19 protein-coding genes are annotated in these 17689 nt (G+C 68.8%); 11 read left to right on the forward strand and 8 right to left on the reverse strand.

Annotation, left to right across the window (positions count from 1 at the left end; translation table 11 throughout):
• The first annotated feature begins 86 nt into the window (after window positions 1–86).
• The 10 genes from AB0K09_RS05790 to AB0K09_RS05835 all read left to right on the forward strand — a co-directional run bounded on the left by AB0K09_RS05790 (window position 87) and on the right by AB0K09_RS05835 (window position 10014).
• Window positions 87–233, forward strand: a complete 147-nt coding sequence (locus AB0K09_RS05790; RefSeq protein WP_366064023.1) for a hypothetical protein — start codon at window positions 87–89, stop codon at window positions 231–233.
• A gap of 4 nt (window positions 234–237) precedes the next feature.
• Window positions 238–690, forward strand: a complete 453-nt coding sequence (locus tag AB0K09_RS05795) for a hypothetical protein (protein WP_366064024.1) — start codon at window positions 238–240, stop codon at window positions 688–690.
• Window positions 691–763: 73 nt separating this feature from the next.
• Entirely contained in the window at window positions 764–3592 is a 2829-nt protein-coding gene (locus AB0K09_RS05800) for a phage tail tape measure protein (protein ID WP_366064025.1), read from the forward strand.
• Between the two features lie 18 nt (window positions 3593–3610).
• The gene (locus AB0K09_RS05805) at window positions 3611–6451 is read left to right on the forward strand and encodes a hypothetical protein (protein ID WP_366064026.1); all 2841 of its coding nucleotides are present in this window, start codon (window positions 3611–3613) and stop codon (window positions 6449–6451) included.
• 19 nt (window positions 6452–6470) lie between these two features.
• The gene (locus tag AB0K09_RS05810) at window positions 6471–7001 is read left to right on the forward strand and encodes a hypothetical protein (protein ID WP_366064027.1); all 531 of its coding nucleotides are present in this window, start codon (window positions 6471–6473) and stop codon (window positions 6999–7001) included.
• Window positions 7002–7066: 65 nt separating this feature from the next.
• Complete coding sequence (locus AB0K09_RS05815) at window positions 7067–7879, forward strand: hypothetical protein (protein ID WP_366064028.1); 813 nt, start codon at window positions 7067–7069, stop codon at window positions 7877–7879.
• 1 nt (window position 7880) lies between these two features.
• On the forward strand, window positions 7881–8879 hold the full coding sequence (locus AB0K09_RS05820) for a glycoside hydrolase family 25 protein (protein WP_366064029.1): 999 nt from the start codon (window positions 7881–7883) through the stop codon (window positions 8877–8879).
• 5 nt (window positions 8880–8884) lie between these two features.
• On the forward strand, window positions 8885–9112 hold the full coding sequence (locus tag AB0K09_RS05825; RefSeq protein WP_366064030.1) for a holin: 228 nt from the start codon (window positions 8885–8887) through the stop codon (window positions 9110–9112).
• 2 nt (window positions 9113–9114) lie between these two features.
• On the forward strand, window positions 9115–9363 hold the full coding sequence (locus tag AB0K09_RS05830) for a hypothetical protein (RefSeq protein WP_366064041.1): 249 nt from the start codon (window positions 9115–9117) through the stop codon (window positions 9361–9363).
• A 117-nt stretch (window positions 9364–9480) separates the two neighbouring features.
• Window positions 9481–10014: an endonuclease domain-containing protein gene (locus AB0K09_RS05835; RefSeq protein WP_366064031.1), complete on the forward strand. Its 534-nt coding sequence runs from the start codon at window positions 9481–9483 to the stop codon at window positions 10012–10014.
• Window positions 10015–10024: 10 nt separating this feature from the next.
• Here the strand turns inward: AB0K09_RS05835 and AB0K09_RS05840 are convergent, their stop codons facing one another.
• From AB0K09_RS05840 to AB0K09_RS05865, 6 genes are all read right to left on the reverse strand, one after another.
• Window positions 10025–10345: a DUF6233 domain-containing protein gene (locus AB0K09_RS05840; protein WP_366064032.1), complete on the reverse strand. Its 321-nt coding sequence runs from the start codon at window positions 10343–10345 to the stop codon at window positions 10025–10027.
• A 740-nt stretch (window positions 10346–11085) separates the two neighbouring features.
• Entirely contained in the window at window positions 11086–11676 is a 591-nt protein-coding gene (locus tag AB0K09_RS05845; RefSeq protein ID WP_366064033.1) for a hypothetical protein, read from the reverse strand.
• Window positions 11677–11920: 244 nt separating this feature from the next.
• Complete coding sequence (locus AB0K09_RS05850) at window positions 11921–12097, reverse strand: hypothetical protein (RefSeq protein ID WP_366064034.1); 177 nt, start codon at window positions 12095–12097, stop codon at window positions 11921–11923.
• A gap of 6 nt (window positions 12098–12103) precedes the next feature.
• Entirely contained in the window at window positions 12104–12349 is a 246-nt protein-coding gene (locus tag AB0K09_RS05855; protein ID WP_366064035.1) for a hypothetical protein, read from the reverse strand.
• A 79-nt stretch (window positions 12350–12428) separates the two neighbouring features.
• The gene (locus tag AB0K09_RS05860; protein WP_366064037.1) at window positions 12429–13028 is read right to left on the reverse strand and encodes a 2'-5' RNA ligase family protein; all 600 of its coding nucleotides are present in this window, start codon (window positions 13026–13028) and stop codon (window positions 12429–12431) included.
• A 35-nt stretch (window positions 13029–13063) separates the two neighbouring features.
• Window positions 13064–14374: an XRE family transcriptional regulator gene (locus AB0K09_RS05865; protein ID WP_366064038.1), complete on the reverse strand. Its 1311-nt coding sequence runs from the start codon at window positions 14372–14374 to the stop codon at window positions 13064–13066.
• 828 nt (window positions 14375–15202) lie between these two features.
• On the opposite strand from AB0K09_RS05865, the gene AB0K09_RS05870 reads away from it, so the two are divergent.
• Complete coding sequence (locus tag AB0K09_RS05870; RefSeq protein WP_366064039.1) at window positions 15203–15832, forward strand: hypothetical protein; 630 nt, start codon at window positions 15203–15205, stop codon at window positions 15830–15832.
• Window positions 15833–16268: 436 nt separating this feature from the next.
• Here AB0K09_RS05870 and AB0K09_RS05875 read toward each other — a convergent pair whose 3' ends face one another.
• Window positions 16269–17162 (reverse strand): tyrosine-type recombinase/integrase, encoded by an 894-nt coding sequence (locus AB0K09_RS05875; protein ID WP_366064040.1) that lies wholly within the window; start codon window positions 17160–17162, stop codon window positions 16269–16271.
• Window positions 17163–17274: 112 nt separating this feature from the next.
• The coding region (locus AB0K09_RS05880) for a sigma-70 family RNA polymerase sigma factor (RefSeq protein WP_250750499.1) at window positions 17275–17689 on the reverse strand (415 nt) is incomplete at its 5' end.

Here is a 17689-nt window from a genome sequence, read left to right on the forward strand (position 1 = left end):
TCCTTCCCGTCGAGTCGATCATTGAGGGGACGTGGGCGTCGGCGGAGTCGCCGGCCGAGTGGGCCGACTTCATCCTGATGCGCCGCATGCACTGGTCCTGGGAGCAACTCCAGGCCACCCCTGTGTACGTGCGGCGGTACTGCCTGGACATTCTTGGCATGCTTGCCGAGCACGAGCAGCGCGAGAGCGAGCGCGAACGACGGCGCGCCGAGCGCGGGTCGCGGACGGGGTGATCACGTGGAACTGCACCCCGGCCTGTTCAGCAGACTCTTTGCCGAGATCACCAGCGAGGGACAGGTCAAGACGCGGCGCGTCCTGACCCAACTGGCGCTGGCCGTCGAGCGTCAGGCCAAGACCAACGCGTCCGTCGGCAGCCACCCGCGCGGCACACCGACCCCCGCGAGCCCCGGGACCGGGCCGGCCGTCGTCTCCGGCACGCTGCGCCGCTCGATCACCCACACCCCCGTGGCGCCGTCCGGCACGGGCTGGGAGACGAAGGTCGGCACCGGCGTCGGGTTCACGCCGCCTTACGGGCGCACGCCCGCCAGCCGCTATGGGCTCTATCTCGAGACCGGGCTGAAGAACGCAACCACCTATCCCTTTCTGTATCCGGCCTATCGGTTCGGCATTGCCACGGTCGCGCCCCAGCTGTACGCCGCCGCCTTCCGAGGCCCCTGGCCAAGGGCCTGAGCGCCGCTTCTTTTCTCACTACCGCGCCAGCTGGTTGTCCGTGGCCTTGTGAGCACATGCCGAGGAGGTGGCCATGGCCGAGGTCGCCGACCTCTTCGTCCGCCTGCGCGCGGAGACCTCCCCGTTCACGCGCGGCATGGCCCAGGCGGCGCAGAGCGGTGAGTCATTCACCTCCCGCATGGGCGGCCTCAACACTGCGCTGACGAAGGTGGGGAAGGCCACCACCCTCGTCGGCCTGGGGTTCGTCGCCTACGGCGTGAAAGCCGCCGGTGATTTCCAGCAGCAGATGAACCTGCTGGTCACCGCCTGCGGCGAGTCCCAGCGCAACCTCAAGCTCGTCTCCGACGGGGTCCTGTCGCTGGCCCGGTCGACCGGCACTTCGACCAGTCAGCTGGCTGAGGGCATGTACCAGGTCGAGAAGGCCGGCTACCGCGGTGCGGACGGGCTGAAGGTCCTCAAGGCCGCGGCCCAGGGCGCCCGCGAGGAGGGCGCGAGCCTGAAGGACGTCACGAATGCCATGACCAGCGTCATGGCGTCGTATCACCTCAAGGCGTCCGATTCCGTCCGCGTGATGAATGCGATCAAGACGGCGGCCGGCGAGGGCAAGATGACCATGCAGGAGTTCGCCGGCTCCCTGGCCACGGTCATCCCGATCGCCTCCGCCAACAGGGTGTCCTTCGCCGAGGTCGGCGGTGCGATCGCCACCCTCACCCAGCATGGCACCAGCGCGCGCGAGGCCACCCAGGAACTCGCCTCGACCATCCGCAACCTGGCCGCGCCGAACAATGTCGCGGTCCAGGAGATGCAGCGCCTTGGCCTGTCCTCGACGGACGTGTCCACCAAGCTCGGTCAGCGCGGCCTGACCGGCACGCTGGATCTGCTGTCGCAGACCGTCTTGTCGAAGATGGGCCCGTCCGGCACGGTCCTGCTCTCCGCGTTCAACCGCACCAAGCAGGCCGCCGCCGACGCGGACGCGATGGTCAAGGCCATGCCGCCGAGCCTCCAGAAGCTGGCGCAGTCCTACGCCACCGGCTCGATCTCGCTCGGGGACTGGCGGCAGACCCTCAAGACGCTGCCACCGGAGCAGGCCAACCTGTTGGCCCAGTACGCCACGCTCCAGAACAAGACCAACGGATTCGCCGCCGAGCTCAAGCGCGGAGGGCCGGCCGCGCAGACGTACACCGACGCGATCAAGAAGCTCACCGGCGGCGCGATCGGCCTGAACACCACCCTTCAGTTGACCGGCGAGAACAGCGAGGGATTCCGCGAGCGCGTCAAGAAGGTCGGGGCCTCCTACAACGACGCCTCGAAGGACGTCGAAGGCTGGAAGATCACCCAGCAGTCCTTCAACGTGGAGATGGGCCGGCTGAAGGAGACGGTGACCACCGCGGCGATCGTGGTGGGCACGAAGCTGATCCCGGTCATCCTCGCCGCTGTCGGCTTCTTCGAGCAGCACAAGGCTGCCGCGCTCGCCCTGGCCACGGTGATCGGCACCGTGTTGGTGGCCGCCGTCGTCTCTTTCGCCACCGGGGCCGTCATCGGGGCGGTCAAGGGCGTCGTGGACATCGGCCGCGGCGCCGGGCAGGCGGCCTCCGCCATCCGTGCGCTGGCGACGTCCCAGCGTCTGGCCGCCGCCGCGTCCCGGGTGATGGCCGCCGCCCAGTGGGCCCTGAACGTGGCCATGGATGCGAACCCGATCGCGCTCATCGTGATCGCCGTCGCCGCCCTGGTCGCGGGGCTGATCTACGCCTACGTGCACTTCGCGGGCTTTCGCAACGCCGTGCAGGCCGCGTTCTCCGCCGTCGGCGCGGCAGCGGTGGCGGTCTGGCGCGCCCTGCAAGCAGCGTGGCACGGGATCATCTCGGCCGTCACGGCACTTTGGCACGGCATCCAGGCTGCCTGGAACGCCATCGCTTCGGCCACCCGCGCCGTGTGGAACGGGATCGTCTCCTTCTTCAAGACCTGGTGGCCCCTGCTGCTGGTGATCTTCGCGTTCCCCATCGCCGTCCTGGTCGCGATCTGGAACCACTTCCACACGCAGATCACCAACACTGCCAAGGCCGTCTGGCATGCGATCGCCGCGTTCTTCACCGCCATCTGGAACACCATCAAGGCCGGTGCGACCGCGGTGTGGAAAGCGATCAGCTCAGCCGTCTCCGGCCCGATGCACGCGGCCAGCAGCACGCTGATGTCCATCTGGCGTACCGTCTCGGGCTGGCTGTCTTCCGCCTGGAGCGCTATCCGGGGCGTGGCGTCCTCGCTGTGGTCGTCGATCCGCTCGGCGATGACCGGGCCGATGACCTCGGCCTGGCACACGATCACCAGCATCGTCGGCAGCATCGCCTCCGCCATCCACAGCGGCCTGAGCCGGGCGTGGAGCGCGGCCAGCAGCATCGCCGGCCGGTTCGCCTCGGTCGGCTCGGCCATCGTGCACGGCATCGTCTCCGGCGTCTCCGGCGCCGCCGGCAGCTTGTACAGCAGCCTGCGCAATCTGGCCAGCAGCGCCCTCGGCGCGGCCAAGAGCTTCCTGGGCATCTCCTCGCCGTCGAAGGTCTTCGCGCGCGAGGTGGGCCACTGGATACCGCACGGCATCGCCGATGGTGTCTCGGCCGGCGCGGGCAAGGTCGACGATCAGATGCGGACGGTGGCCGCATCTGCGGTGAACTCCTTCGCCCTCGCCCGGCCCCGCGTCGCCAGCGCTGCCGCTATCGGCGTGGGCGCCGGGACCTCGCGCCTGGTCCTGGCCGGAGCAGGCGGTGGCGGCACCGTCGTGCACCAGCACCTTCAGGTCACGGTGGAAGGCCATGTGCTGAGTGAGCGGCGGCTGCGGGATGTCGTCGAGGAGCAGATGCTGCGCCTGGGCGCCCGGAATTCGACGACCTGGCAGCCCTACAAGCGGTAGCCGGACGGGGAGATGGTGATGGCGGTCAATCCGAACTGGCCTTTGATCGCGGAGGACTGGGCGCCGTACTGGAACTGCAACGGCGGCACGGTGCCCATCGACCGGTACGTGGAGGTCACCGACCGCACCAAGGGCTCCACCTCCGTGCAGCGCGGCCGGCAGTACGAGCTCGACCAGGTGCGCACGGCCGAGTACCAGGTGACCTTGTCCAACACCGACGGCGCCCTGGACCCGCTCAACGCCACGGGGCCGTGGTTCGGGCACATCATGCCGTACCAGCCCTACCGCAAGCGCGCGCAGTGGCCGCCGACCCAGAACCTTCTGACCGAGGTGACGGCCACCGGCGGCGATCAGGGCGGTTTCCCGCTGGGGCCCATGGACGCCGCGACCGCTGCCGGCCCCGACGTCTTCACCAACACGGACCCGTCGGGGACCGGGCAGATCGTCACGGACGCCACTGCGTGGCAGGGCGCTCGCGTCTTCCAGTTCTCCGTGCCCTCCGGCACGACGGCACCGACCCGGATCGCGCACACGCTCCAGTACGGCGTCATCCCCGGGCAGACCTACACCATGCAGATGCGGGTACGAAACGTCACCCCTTCCACATCGTTGCAGGTCAAACCCCTTATGGCCTGGTATCAGGCCGGCGTGCTGACGGGGCCGGCCTCCTTCGTCTACGGCTCCAACGTCACCCTGACCGGCTCGCCGACCGCCTCGTGGACGCTGATCACCATCACGGCGACCGCCCCGGCCAACGCGGCCGGGATCGACCTGGGCGTCGCGGTCGCGGCGACCGCCGCGGCGACGTGCAATGTGCAGGCCGACGGGTGGCAGCTGGAGAAGGGATCGACCGCGACCGCCTGGACGGCGCCTGGCACCTGGTATCCGCTCTTCAACGGCTTCGTCGAGCGCTGGGCGCCACGCTGGACGATGGGCGGCACCTACAGCCAGGTCGAACCGGTGTGTGTCGACGCCTTCTCCCTGCTGTCGCAGGTCAAGCTGTCCGACCCACTCACCGAAGAGATCAACTCCCACGCACCGCGGTTCCTGTTCAAGCTGGACGACCCCCAGGGCGCCACGAGCTTCGCCGATGCCACCGGCACGTATCCGGCCGCGCAGATCGGCGTGTCCAAGGCCGGCGCAGGGTCCTTGACCTCCGGCAACCAGATCACAGCCGCGAGCCCCACGGGCACCTACACCGGCAGCAGCGGCACCGTCGTCACCATCAACAACCCCGACCCGGGGACCAACCTCATCTCCGAGGCCTCCTTCATCAACCTCACCGGCCTGGGCATCAAGGGCCCGGCGAACCCAGGCGGCACATGGTCGCGAATGTTCGCCTTCCGCTACACCGGGCCGACGCCGTCGAGCATGGCGGTGATCTGGTCGTGCTTCGATCTGCACGCCGGCGGCGGCTCCAGCCTGTACTGGAAGATCACCCCCAGCGGCCTTCTTCAGATGGTGATGAGCGGGCCGACCAACAACGTGACCGTCTTCCAGCCCTCCTTGACCCCGGTGACGGACGCCAACTGGCACCTGGTGATCGCCTCCTACAACCACACCACCGCACAGCTGATCATCAGCCTCGACGGCGGCGCCACCTTCTGGTACCCCGTCGACCCGACCATCGAGCCCACGGGCCTGGTCAGCGACAGCGTCGGCGGCTGGATCGACCCCACCACCGGCAACGGGTCGGCGTGGCAGTACAAGGGCGACCTGTCTTTCGTCGCTGAGTTCCCCACCGCGCTCAGCAGCACCGACTGCGCCAACCTCTACAGCGCCTGGAAGAGCGCGTGCGCCGGGGAGTCCACCAGCGCCCGCTACGCCCGGATCCTGCGCTACGCCGGGTACACCGGAGTCTCCAGCATCCAGGCCGGGCTGACCACCTCCATGGGCCCGGCCGCGATCGACGACCAGGACGCCGTCTCCGCCCTCCAGGCCGTCGTCGACACCGAAAACGGCCAGCACTTCGTCGACCGCGCTGGCCACGTCACCTTCCTCGCCCGCAGCGCCCGCTACAACGCCACCACACCGGTGTACGTCTTCGGGGAGAACACCGCTGCGGGCGAACTGCCCTACCAGGACTGCCAGCTCGACTTCGACAGCACCCACCTGTCCAACCAGGTCACGGTCACCCAAGCCCCTACCAACCAGCTCTTCTACGCCCAAGACGCCACCAGCATCACCAACTTCTTCCCCCGGACCCTCACCCGCACCATCAACTCCAACTCCGCCCTGGAGTGCCAGGACGCCGCCAACTACCTGCTGAGCCGCTACAAGAACCCGGCAACGCGCGTCGCCGCCCTCCGTCTGCACCCCTCGGCCTACCCGGCCCTGTGGCCGGTGTGCCTGAACCTGGAGCTCGGCATGCGAGTGCGCGTCGTCCGGCGCCCGCCCGGCGTACCGGCGATCACCGTGGACTGCTTCGTCGAGCAGATCCAAACCGGCATGGACGATCAAGGAGAGGCCTTTTGGACTCTCCAGTGCTCACCGGCGGATCTGACCCCCTACGGCCTCTTCGCCGCCTGGCACACCACCCTCAAGACCAGCACGGCCGCCGGGGTCTCCTCGATCACCGTCAACGCCTCGCAGGACACCACCAACCCCCTCGCCGCGCAGCTCGCCCCTGGACAGCAGATCGTCCTCGGCCAGGGCGCCGCGAATCAGGAAACTGTCACCGTCTCCGCCGTCGGCGCCACGTCGCCGGGCTGGACCCAGGCCACTCTCACTCTCACCGCAGCCACCACCAAGGCCCACACGGCCGGCGATGTGATCTGCGAGCCGCTCCCGGCCGGCATCACCGACCCGGCCACCTGGGACACCGTCAGCGCCTTCGACTCCGTGGCCTTCGCCTACTGATCACCCCGAGGAGGAGACCATGGCCCGCACCGTGCCCGTCATGGCGAGCGAGACCCCCGGCAACTACCAGACCTCTGCCCTGTGGAACGCAAATGTGAAGGCGCTCGGGGACTTCACCCTCGGCCCGCCGGTCTTCTCCGGGTACCAGACCACCGCCCAGAGCATCGCGAATGCGACCTTCACCTCTTTCACTCTGGACACGGAAGTCGTCGACTCCGACGGCGGCCACTCCACCGTCACCAACACGAGCCGGTACACCGCGACCGTCCCCGGCACCTACCTCGTCGTCGGCACCGCCGGCTGGAACGGCTCGGCGACCGGCTACCGCCGCTGCCGCATCACGCTGAACGGCGGCGTCGTCCCCGGGGCCGCGGTCGGCGCCGACGCCGCCAACGCAGTGTTGTGCGGGCAATGCGTGACGGCGATCGTCGTCATGAATGGGACCACCGACTACGTCGAAGTCCAGGGCGCACAGTCCTCCGGCGGCGCGCTGGCCGCCTACAACCAGGACTTCGCACCGAGCCTGCGCGTGTACTGGCTCAGCCGCTAACCCACCCTGCCCCTCAGGCCCCGGAGCACGCCGCCCGGGGCCTTCGCCTTGCCCGGAGGCCCCCGTTGCTCCGCTACCTCGACGAACACCCCAGCCCGGCCGGCGGCCGCCTCGGCCGGCACGTCGAGCACGATCCCCGCTCCCGCGCCTACGCGCTCTCCGAGGACCTGCTCCCCGCCGTCTACGCCTCGGTCGAGCACACGGTCCGCATCCCCGTCCTCGACCAGGGCCGTCTCGGCTCGTGCACCGGCAACGCCGCCGAGGCGCTCGTCGGTTCGGAGCCGCTGTACGCCGCGATACCCGCGACGGTGCCCGGCCGGCCGGTCGGCGACGCCGCCACGGACGAGGGGCAGGCGATCGCGCTGTACGCCACGGCGACCCACCTGGACGCCATCCACGGCCAGTACCCGCCCACCGACACCGGCTCCACCGGTCTGGCCGTCGCGAAGGCCGCGCAGAAGGCGGGGCTGATCGCGGGCTACCAGCACGCCTTCGGGCTGGAGGCGACGCTCCGCGCGCTCACGGCGACGCCGTTGATCGTCGGGGTGAACTGGTACGAAGGATTCGACACCCCGGACGCCACCGGGCGAGTCGCGATCTCCGGGGAAGTGCGCGGCGGCCACGAGTTCCTGCTCTACGGCATCGACGCCGAGCAGCAGACCGTCCTCGCCCGCAACTCCTGGGGCACCGGCTGGGGTGCCGGTGGGTGTTTCTCGTTCTCCTTTGATGACCTCGGCCGGCTCCTCGACGAGCACGGCGACGCGACCGTCTTCGTCCCACTCACCAGCCCGGCGCCCGACCCCACGCCGACGCCCGCCAGCGTCGACCGCGCGCTCGCCTCCGCCATGCGCACGTGGCTCACCGAGAAGGGGCTGTGACATGGGCATCTACGGCGAGGACTGGGCCTCCTACCAGTCGGCACAGCCCGACACGACCGGACTGGACTTCGCGTTCGTCAAGATCACGGAAGGGCTCGGCTACGTCAATCCGAAGTGGACGAGTCAGCGCGACCACGCCAAGGCCGCCGGCCTGGTGTGGGGCGGCTACCACTACCCCCACATGGCCAACGACCCCAAGGACGAGGCGGACTACTTCCTCTCGCAGGTCAACTGGGCCACCGGAGACCTCATCGTCCTGGACTGGGAGGGCTACGACCCGGCCAACCAGAACGTCCCGCGCGCTGACCAGGCCGCGTACAAGGAGTCCTGGCTGCGGTACGTGAAGCAGCAACTCCCGCACAACCCGGTCGGCATGTACGCGAACCTGGACTACTGGCGCAATGTCGATATCACGTCGTTCTACGGCGACTTTCTGTGGATCGCCACCGCTGGCCTTCCCGCTGGCCGACCGGGCATCCAGGCCGACTGGCTCTTCCACCAGTACAGCGACGACGGCGTGGACCGGGACTACTGCCGCCTCGGCAGCCGCGCCGAGCTGCGCACCTGGGCCTTGTCCTTCCAGCCTCCGCTCCCCACCCCCGCGCCCCAGGAGGACGATGTGCCCCACACCCTCGGCGAGTACAACAACAAGGCCACCTCGCTGCCGGTCGACACCTGGACCACCCTCACCATCGGACGCACCGACCTCATCCCCGCCGCACAGTCCTACACCGCCACCGTCTACCTCACGGTGACCTCGCCGCCCGGCGCCACGCTCCAGGGCCGCTTCTACCACCACCGGCCCGACGGCAGCCGCTGGGACGGCCCGCTGATCGAGCGCATCACCACCGTCGGCAAGAGCTACGTCGACTTCCCCCACAGCGGCAGCATCTCCCCCGGCGAGTCCGTCCGCTTCGAAGTCACCTACGGCCCGGCCACCACCGACACCACCCCCGCCACCATCACCAGCGCCGCCGCCCGCGGCCTGTACTGGAAGTGATCACTATGACGACCGCCGCCTTCTGGCTCGCGACCTTCGAGCGCATGATCCGCACCTTCGCCCAGGCCCTCCTCGGCGTCCTTGGCGCCGGCGCCACCGGCGTCCTCGATGCCGACTGGCCCGGCGCGCTCTCGGCCGCCGGCCTCGCCGCCGTCCTCGCTCTGCTGACCGCAGTCGCCACCTCCGGCGGCACGCCGGGCCCGGGGATCACGGAGACGGTGGTGCGTAGGTGACCATGCCGGATCAGGCCACGGTCGCCGTTGAGCTGGAGCGCCTCCGGGGCGCGGTCGACACCGGCTTCGCCACCCTCAACGGGCGCCTGGATGTATCGCTCCAGCGGACGTCGGCGGTTGAGTCGGACATTGCGGAGCTGGAACGGCGGATCGCCGCCCTGGAGCGCGCACGGTGGCCTCTGCCGTCCCTCGCCGCGGTGGTGGCCGTGATTGGCCTCCTCGTGAGCGTCTACCAGACCCTCGCCCACTGAACCTCGACTGGCGCACAATATGCCGCGACCGTCCCGCAAAGCCCCGCCGTCCTCCGGGACGGCGGGGCTTCTTCACGTTCAGGCCCGCTACCCGGCCGCAGCCGATACCGTCGCCCGGTGACACGGAGGCATACAAGCTGCTACCACACCGGCTATGCCCTCACCTGCAACGAGTACGACGACCTCCTCGGCCGCGCCGACGGCCACTGCATGCTCTGCAAAACGCGGCCCCGACCCGGCCGGCCGCTCAATATCGACCACGACCACGCCCTCGGCGATTGGGCCGTCCGCGGGCTTGTCTGCGACCGCTGCAACCAGATCGTCCGCCGCGTCGAAGCCGGCGAGTATCCCGACTGGCTCCCGGTCAAGCACTACCTCGACGCCCCTTGGCACGCCACCCAGCCCAGCAGCGCGGCCAAGGCCGAGAGAGTCAAGCCACGGACGGAGTGCCCCACGTGCGGCAAGAGCGTGGCCGTCTACAAGGACGGTTCCCTTGCTCGCCACGGAGCCGTGCTGCGGCGAGGCAGCGGCTGGTGGAAGGGCACGTGTCCGGGGGCGAACGGGGCGCCGGCGACGGCGGCGATCCGACGGGAGAGAGGCAGCAACGTACTCCCCTTCCAGGCCGTGCGCCGACGTTCAAAGCGGTCGTGAGGTCAGCGTTTTACAGCAGGCCGAGTTCGGTGTCCGGTCGGCAGATCGGGCAGGCCGGTACCGAGCCGTCGGTCAGGGCTTGGAGCGCCTGGTCGCGGGTGAGCGGCCGGGGGCTCTTCCCGGCCATGCCGCAGCCGCCGACATGGAGGGCAGGATCTTGGCCGGCGCGGCCGCCGCTGAGCACCCAGTCGGGTACGTGGGGCGGCGGCGGGGGCGTATTGGCGGTCTGGCGTTCGAGGTCGGCGATGCGGGCGCGGACGCGGTCGAGGGTGTGCGCCAGCCAGGTCTCCAGGGTGCGGAGGCGGGGGAGGTCCGGCGGCAGGTCGTTCACGCGTTCGATTCTATCGGCGGGAGACGCTTACTCCCCGGGACCCCATTCCGCTGGGCCGCCGCCGCGCCACTCGATCAGCCGGGGATCGTCGATCGCGAAGAGACCTTCCTCCAGGCCAGCGCGGCGGAGGAACTCGGCCACATCGCGCAACTTTCCGACTGCCGCATTAGGCGCTCGAGGGCCCTGCCGTCGAGCTGAGCGCTCAAGCAAGCGGAGCCTGTGGGAAGGCGTGAACGCCGAACCGTTGCGCAAGGACTCGGGCGAGAGCGGACCCTAGCGGCTGGGGATCACCACTCTCAAGGAGATCATCATGCTCTCCTGGGCGCCCGAAGAAGGCGACGCACTTCTCCTCCAGCCTCGCGTCCTGAGCAGACTTGTGACGGACGCCGTGGAGTCCCACCCCGTAGAACGTGGCGCCCCATTCTTGAGTCAGGCTCCGGTCCTTGCCGGCCGAGAGGTCGCCCCCTATGTGCCAGGTTCCGACCGCCGACGCGAGCACATCAGCGACGGTATGAACGGACTTGACTTTGACCGGCGAAACTCTGCGCTGCTCCATCCATTCTTGACTCAGGATGTCCTGCCCTAGGTGTTCCAAGACAGCGACTGCATCCCAGTAAGCCGTACAACACGTTCCGTAGTCGGGCAGCTGGCCCTGCAGGGGCGGGTCGAAGCGGCAAAGTCCGTTCGTGCAGTAGTACAGCGGCCCGAGAATGGCCTTGTGGGCTCGGTAAAGGGTCTGCTTAGGCCAGATGGCAAGCCGTGGAAAGTGATTCCTGATCTTCGCAAGTTCTTCCGGGCTCTTCGGGGGAGGAGGAGTCATTCGGTCCACCCCACCTCTCTGCGACTGCGTGAACTGCCCGCAGAAGGGGATCTTCCTCCTTCCCATTTTCCAACCATTCGGCAGGCTTCGCCTGACTGAGATCACCGTTGGGCGTCATCATCCACGTGGCGATCATGTAGGGGTCGCGTTCACCGTGCTCGGCGAAGATCTTCAAGATCCTCTGGACCAGTGGTCGAACCTCCTGAGCGGCGGTGTCGAACTGCCAGCGGGGATAGTAGCTGGTCGTCTTCCCTGGAAGTCTGAGGAGACTTCCGGATGCAACACGTTTGGCCAGGGCCTGCCGTGAGACTCCCAGCAAGTCTTGCGTCTGAGTAGTGTCGAGTCGATCACCAATTGCCTTCGCCCAGGCGATCGGCGCGAGGGCCGCATGGGCGGCTTGGTAGCCCATGTCGTATGCCTCACGGACGGGGACGGACTTGACGAGGTCCTGCATTCCCGCGAGGGCGTCCTGGAAGCCCGCCACGAGTAGGCCATCAAGGCGGTCATTCATATGACCCAGGGTGCGTCAACCCGTCAACCTACGCAAGCTCCACTCTTTCTTCACCAGGGTGCGGGCGGAGATGTTCTTGTAGAGGAACGTGGGGGGACGCCCGCTCGCTCGGCGATGGCCCGGACAGTAAGGCGGCCGCGTTCGCGCCGCAGCTGACCGATGGCCTTCTCGACAGCCGCGACTTTCTGCTCTGCCTGTTGTCGGAGGGCAGCGATAGCTGCCACGGTCGACGTGGGGCCGGCGCTCATGCGACCTCCTCGTTGCCGGCCCGGGCCTGTTCGTGGGCCCGAAAGGCAGTGGACCACACCCGGCCCGCCGTCGGCGCGCACTCGGCCGCCGCCGGAGTCGTCCGGCGGGTAGACGACGACGCGTGGGCCTGCTGCCACACCACCACCCTGCGGGCGGCGAGAGGCACCGGCATGCGGAGCTACTCCGTTCCGGGCTCCGGGTGCCGGACCGCCTGCTTCACGACCTTCTCGACCTCATACCGGCTGATGCCAGCGGCGGCGGCGTGCTCGGTGATGGCCGCCTGAACGACGACTGCGGAGTCCCTCCATGCCCGCCACTGTGCCTCTCGCTCTTCGCCGTCAAGACCGACGAGCTTGGCCCGCTCTTCTTCGGCGGCGCGTTCCAGCCCAAAGAGCTCATTTGGGATATTCAAGGCGTCGGACACGCTAACGATTCTAGCCAGCAAGGCGCCGTCACCCGCGCTCCTACGGCCTCAGCCCAAGGCTCACCGGCGGTGCGAGTTGTCAGCCGAGCGGCACGCTGGCGAAGCGCTCCCACTCATACATACGGTGATCGCGGTTCAGCACGATCAGTTCGACACTGTCGATCTGAGCCCGAGCCGGCTTGGCGTCGACCCGAGCGAGCGCGTCGGACACCAACCTCGCAGGGCCCTCAGCGTTGCTATACGCGATGGAGACGTGCGGGGCGAAGCCGTCAGCCGGCTCGGGAACTTCCGCCCACACCTCCGCGATGGCAGCTCGAATCGCCGTCCGGACATCGGCCGGGGGCCGGCTCGGTGAAGCTTCCCACCGGATCGCCTCGGGCGTGGTCTCTGGCCGGTGCAGCGCCAGCTCGAAGGCCGGCACCGCGCGCAGACGTGCAGCCGCGGCCTCCACGATGGCTCGGACATCCTTCTCCGGTACCTCGTCCACGAACCCCAGGCCCTGCATTGTCAGGTGCAGCCACTGATCCGGCACCAGATCGAGCCCTGGCACGTCGGCGAGACTTTGACGGTATGCCTCGGCGATCCGGTGCACTTCCGCAGCGTCCTGGAAGGTGAAGTGCCAGGTGTAGAACCGCCGCCCTTCGCGCCAACCGGGCCTCCACCACCAGTGGTTGGCCATAGCCCCTTGGTGAGTGCTCATGGCCAGCCATCCAATCAGCCGGAGCTGCTGCCTGGCGAGAGGGCGAGGAGACGTGGTGCCGTTGTCAGGCACCACGCATCGATCTCCTCCTGGAGGCGCGCGGCCGGCCGCGCTGCGGACCATCGCGACCGCGCGATGGCAGTCGCCAGGTCGCGCATGCGGCGCATGACCGGTTCCAGACGCTGCTCCGGCGGCAGGGCCACCACGGGGGCGACTGCTTCTGCGGCGCCATCGGGCGAGTCGAGGAGGAGGAACGCGGAGGCGCGCGCGATATGGATCTGGGCTGCGGTGCCGTAGGAGTGGGCAGGCTGGCTTCGCAGGGCGTGGTCGGCTTCCGCGAGGGCGCTTTGGGCATCACCGGCCCGGGTGAGGACTGCGGCGGCGTAGTTGGCTCTGCGTACTTCCGGGCAGGAGAACAGGCCGCCGATCTCGTCTTGGGCCGCTGCGAGTTGGTCGCGGGCGTCGGTGGCGCGGGCCAGCGCGGCCCGGGCTTCGTCCATCGCCCCCAGTTCCGACCATGCGTCGGCCTCTTGGGAGGCCAGGAGCACGGCCACGGTGCCCCGTGGGCGGCATGCGCTGCCGCGTCGGGCGTGGGTGATGGCGTCGCGGAGCCGGCCGTCCCAGAAGGCGATTTTGGACCGGGTGGAGAGCACCCAGGCGCTCAGCTCACGATGGCCGGCCAGTTCGGCGCACAGCCACGCGGTGCGGCCGTGGGTCTCGGCATCGCGAAGTTGACCAAGGTCGCTGGACATCCAAGCGAGCAAGGTGCACAGGTAGCCGGCCACCACGTAGAGGTCACTGGCTTGCCGGGGATACTGCCGCCCCTCAAGGAGAGTGAAGGTGCGGTCGCGGAGTCGGCGCGTCTGGGTGAAGACGTGTGCCGGGTCTCCGGCCAGGTAGTCCTCGGAGAGAGCACGGGTGTCCGCCATGAGCTGCTCAATGGCGATGTCGCCTACGTTGGTGGCCTCGGCCCATGCCGCCCAGGTCGCCGACTCCTCAGCGGCGACGTGCAGCAATTCGGCGCCCACCGGTTCCCGACGCCTCGCGGGCGCTGGCTGAGGGTCATCACCTTCCGCTACTGGGCCCGCCGCCTGGGCGAGGACTAGGCGCTCCGTGTCGGGCATCGCCCGTCGGTCGTCGAGGTCCAGCAGCTGCTCGATGCTGCACTCGTAGATCTCGCTGAGAACGGCGAGGACGGCCAGCGTGGGGCGCCGCCCTGAGGGACCCGGCCACTTCTCCCACTTGCCCACCAAGCTGGCGTCCGCAGCGAGCGCTTCACTGCGGCGGGCACCTGCCTCGTTGATGTGGTCCGCGGTCTCCTGCAAGGTCCATCCGCGGGCATGCCGCCATGCCTCTCGGGGCCTAAAGGAGAAACGAGCACGCATCTCCGATGCGATCTCGGCCCGGGGGCATCCGAGGGCCGTCATCTCTTGGCGCAGCCGGTCGCGCTCAGGCTTGCTCCCGGCGGTAGAGCGAGGAGGCATGGGCGTCCCTGTGACGTGGTGAATGGCCACAACGGTAGCCGCCGCCCCGCCACCAAATGCCCGCTTTCAGGCAGGACATATTCGACGGCCGTCCAAATTCGCGTCCACAAGGACGCGTCTGTGCAGGTCAGTCGCTCGCCAGGCTGTCCATGAATCTTGGGCGCCGCTGCCCGTGACGCATGCGGCGCGAATTGGAACGGTGGTGGTGCACAAGAAAGGCCCGGTCGGGCCTCCTCCCCCCACAGAAGCTGTGGGCGCGCCAGCGAGACGTTGGCGCACGCGCTCGAAGGACGTGCACCGTGCCTCGCAAATCCCGCCTCGTCCAGCAACACCCGCGCGACGCCGAACGCGGCAGAGCCCGACCGAGGCCCGGCCCGCCCGGAGACCCCTCCGCACCCAACAGCCAGCCGCCCATCCCCCACATCAGAGAGGAGTGCCGTACAGGTCAGCACGCCGCATGCCCCGGCTCCACACCGATCCGCCTCGTCGTGGCGACTCCGCGCCCCACCTCCACCGAACGCCTGCCCTGCACATGCAAATGCCACCTGGCGCCCGCCACCCGCACGTGAACCCTTTCCCCCCGGAGACACCGATGAAGGACACCCCTCCCCTCGGCCAACTCAACGCCGACCAACTCGCCGCCCCTCTCACGGAAGAGGGGGCCGCTCGGTGAGCCTCCACGAGCACGACCGCCCAGACGACCCCGAAGGCAGCGGCTCGGTCACCCCCCGAGACGACCACGCCGCCATCCACATCCACCCCCGCCCCCAGCGCCGCGGCGTGAGCATCTTCGGCGGCGCCCCGCCGGTGACCGGCTGGACGCCCGGCCGGTACCTCACCGAGGGCTCGCCGGCGGTCTCCTGGCTCACCCGCAACGAGTCCGAGCCCGCCCGCGCCCACGAGCGATGGGCCCTCGGCCAGTCGGCCGCGATCACCGTAGGACGCACCTTCGATCTCATCGTCCTGCCCAGTCAGCTGATCGAGGCCACCATCAAGGCGCCGCGGGACGGATGGGCGATCGAGGGCACCTTTCGGCGGGCCGGCATCACCTGCGGCGTGGTGGTCTCCCGGCGCCAGGACACCTACCAGGTACTCGTCCGCCCCGGCACCGCCAGGAAGTGGAGCGCGGACGAAGCGACGGCCATTGGCGCCGACGCCCACCAGCCCTTCCTGCACGCTCCGCCTCCCGGCCGACGCAGCGGTCCCGGCGCTTTCTGGCTGCTGCTGTGCCCCGAGGCCTCGGACCAGCTGGCCAGTGCGGACATGGTCCTCGCGCTCCTCAGAGGCGATGCACGATGAGGCAGTCGTGCCTCTGCTGTGGGGCGTGCTCTCCGGAAGATCCCCCGGCGGTCGTCGCCATCCTCCACCCCGAAGGCATGACACGGGCCCTCCGCGCCTGCTCGGCGTGCCGACGCGCTCGGCGGTGGCTGACGGTCGAGGAGATGGAAGGTGGTGCCCGCCCGGCGCCGGATCGCCCAGGGTCCGCCTCCGGAGCCGCGGACGGCCGCTCACTCATGTGTTGAACAGCACATGTCACTTGAGCGACTAATTCAATGCTAAGTCACTTAACATTGAACCATTGAGGGCGTGGTGTTCCGCCGGAGCGCCTGCCCCACCTCGGGGCCCTTGGGCGGGGCTACGACGGGCGCTTCACGCGAGGTGCGCCCCTTTCCGCCCAGATGGCGGGACGTGGCCCCAGAACCGCCCCCGGATACCCGGGGGCGGCTTCTGTGCGTCAGAGGTCCCCCAGATTCAGGCGTCGGGCTTCATCCGCGGCTCGTTTCTCGGACGAGGCACGGGTGTAGCGGTCAATCATGTCCCGCCGAGTCCAGCCGGCAACGGCCATCAGACCGGTCTCTGAACCGCCCTTCTCCAGCCAGCGGCCGGCGGCCGTGTGTCTGAGGATGTGCGGGTGAAAGTCTTTGATGCCGGCCTTCTCGGCACGGTAGGTCAGTGCGCAGTACAGCCCGTAGTAGCCGAACCCCTTCCCGCGATCTCCGAGCCATAGAGCAGCGCTTCCTGCAAGCCGATGCGTGCGGCGCAGCCGCAGGTACCGGTCGATGGCGCGGCTAGTCTGGGGGCCTATCGGGATCTGGCGCCCCTTACCGCCCTTGCCGCGCCGGATGATGACGCTGCCCGCTCTCAGGTCGACGTCCTCCGTCTCCATGGCGACGACCTCGCCGGCCCGCGCCCCCGTTTCGATCATGAGGCGGACAATCGCTTCGTCCCGGCGGTGCCACAGCTCCTTGCCCTGGCATGCCTTGATGAGGTCCTTGAGCTCGTCCTCGGATAGCTCAGGAACAATCTTGCTATCGAGTTTCGGCGGCTTCAGGCCAGAGATTTGATCTTCGTCTATCTCGCCCTCGGCAGCGAGCCACGCCGAGAAGCGGCGGAGCGACAGATGGCGAGACCGGGCTGTCGACGGTTCAGCGCCCGCCTCCAGCAGGCCGACTATGAATGCGTTGACCGTCTTCTTGTCGAGGCACGGCTGCACGGAGTTATCGGCGCACCACTTAGCGAAGCGGCGAACTCCGTCACCGTAGGTCTTGATCGTCTGGCTGCTCTTGCGTTCAGCCCTGAGGTGCAGTGTCCATGAGTCGAGCAGGCTGAGTAGGTCTTCCGTTTCCACGGGCCCCCCGAGGCGAGACGGCGCGATATCTGGGCTAGTCGCGCTGTGCTCAGAAAGTGAAGCGCCCCTGACCGGTAAATGCAATGGTCAGGGGCGCTTCTGGGGTTGCCTCTCAGTCCAGGTAGTCCCGCAGGACCTGGGAACGCGACGGGTGGCGCAGCTTGGACATGGTCTTCGACTCGATCTGACGGATGCGCTCACGCGTCACGCCGTAGACCTTGCCGATCTCGTCGAGCGTCTTCGGCTGACCATCGGTGAGGCCGAAGCGCATGGAGACCACGCCAGCCTCGCGCTCGCTGAGCGTGTCCAGGACGGAGTGCAGCTGCTCCTGCAGGAGCGTGAAGCTGACCGCGTCGGCCGGCACGACCGCCTCGGAGTCCTCGATGAGGTCACCGAACTCGCTGTCGCCGTCCTCGCCCAGCGGGGTGTGCAGGGAGATCGGCTCACGGCCGTACTTCTGGACCTCGATGACCTTCTCGGGGGTCATGTCGAGCTCCTTGGCCAGCTCCTCCGGGGTGGGCTCGCGG

The organism is Streptomyces sp. NPDC049577, assembly GCF_040675635.1.
Taxonomy (GTDB): Bacteria; Actinomycetota; Actinomycetes; order Streptomycetales; family Streptomycetaceae; genus Streptomyces.

Excerpts from the sequence above, each read along its gene's own strand:
- AB0K09_RS05790 (WP_366064023.1), top strand. The coding sequence starts at position 87 with ATGCACTGGTCCTGGGAGCAACTCCAGGCCACCCCTGTGTACGTGCGG.
- AB0K09_RS05800 (WP_366064025.1), top strand. The coding sequence starts at position 764 with ATGGCCGAGGTCGCCGACCTCTTCGTCCGCCTGCGCGCGGAGACCTCC.
- AB0K09_RS05805 (WP_366064026.1), top strand. The coding sequence starts at position 3,611 with ATGGCGGTCAATCCGAACTGGCCTTTGATCGCGGAGGACTGGGCGCCG.
- AB0K09_RS05810 (WP_366064027.1), top strand. The coding sequence starts at position 6,471 with ATGGCCCGCACCGTGCCCGTCATGGCGAGCGAGACCCCCGGCAACTAC.
- AB0K09_RS05820 (WP_366064029.1), top strand. The coding sequence starts at position 7,881 with ATGGGCATCTACGGCGAGGACTGGGCCTCCTACCAGTCGGCACAGCCC.
- AB0K09_RS05825 (WP_366064030.1), top strand. The coding sequence starts at position 8,885 with ATGACGACCGCCGCCTTCTGGCTCGCGACCTTCGAGCGCATGATCCGC.
- AB0K09_RS05830 (WP_366064041.1), top strand. The coding sequence starts at position 9,115 with ATGCCGGATCAGGCCACGGTCGCCGTTGAGCTGGAGCGCCTCCGGGGC.
- AB0K09_RS05845 (WP_366064033.1), bottom strand. The coding sequence starts at position 11,676 with ATGAATGACCGCCTTGATGGCCTACTCGTGGCGGGCTTCCAGGACGCC.
- AB0K09_RS05850 (WP_366064034.1), bottom strand. The coding sequence starts at position 12,097 with ATGCCGGTGCCTCTCGCCGCCCGCAGGGTGGTGGTGTGGCAGCAGGCC.
- AB0K09_RS05860 (WP_366064037.1), bottom strand. The coding sequence starts at position 13,028 with ATGGCCAACCACTGGTGGTGGAGGCCCGGTTGGCGCGAAGGGCGGCGG.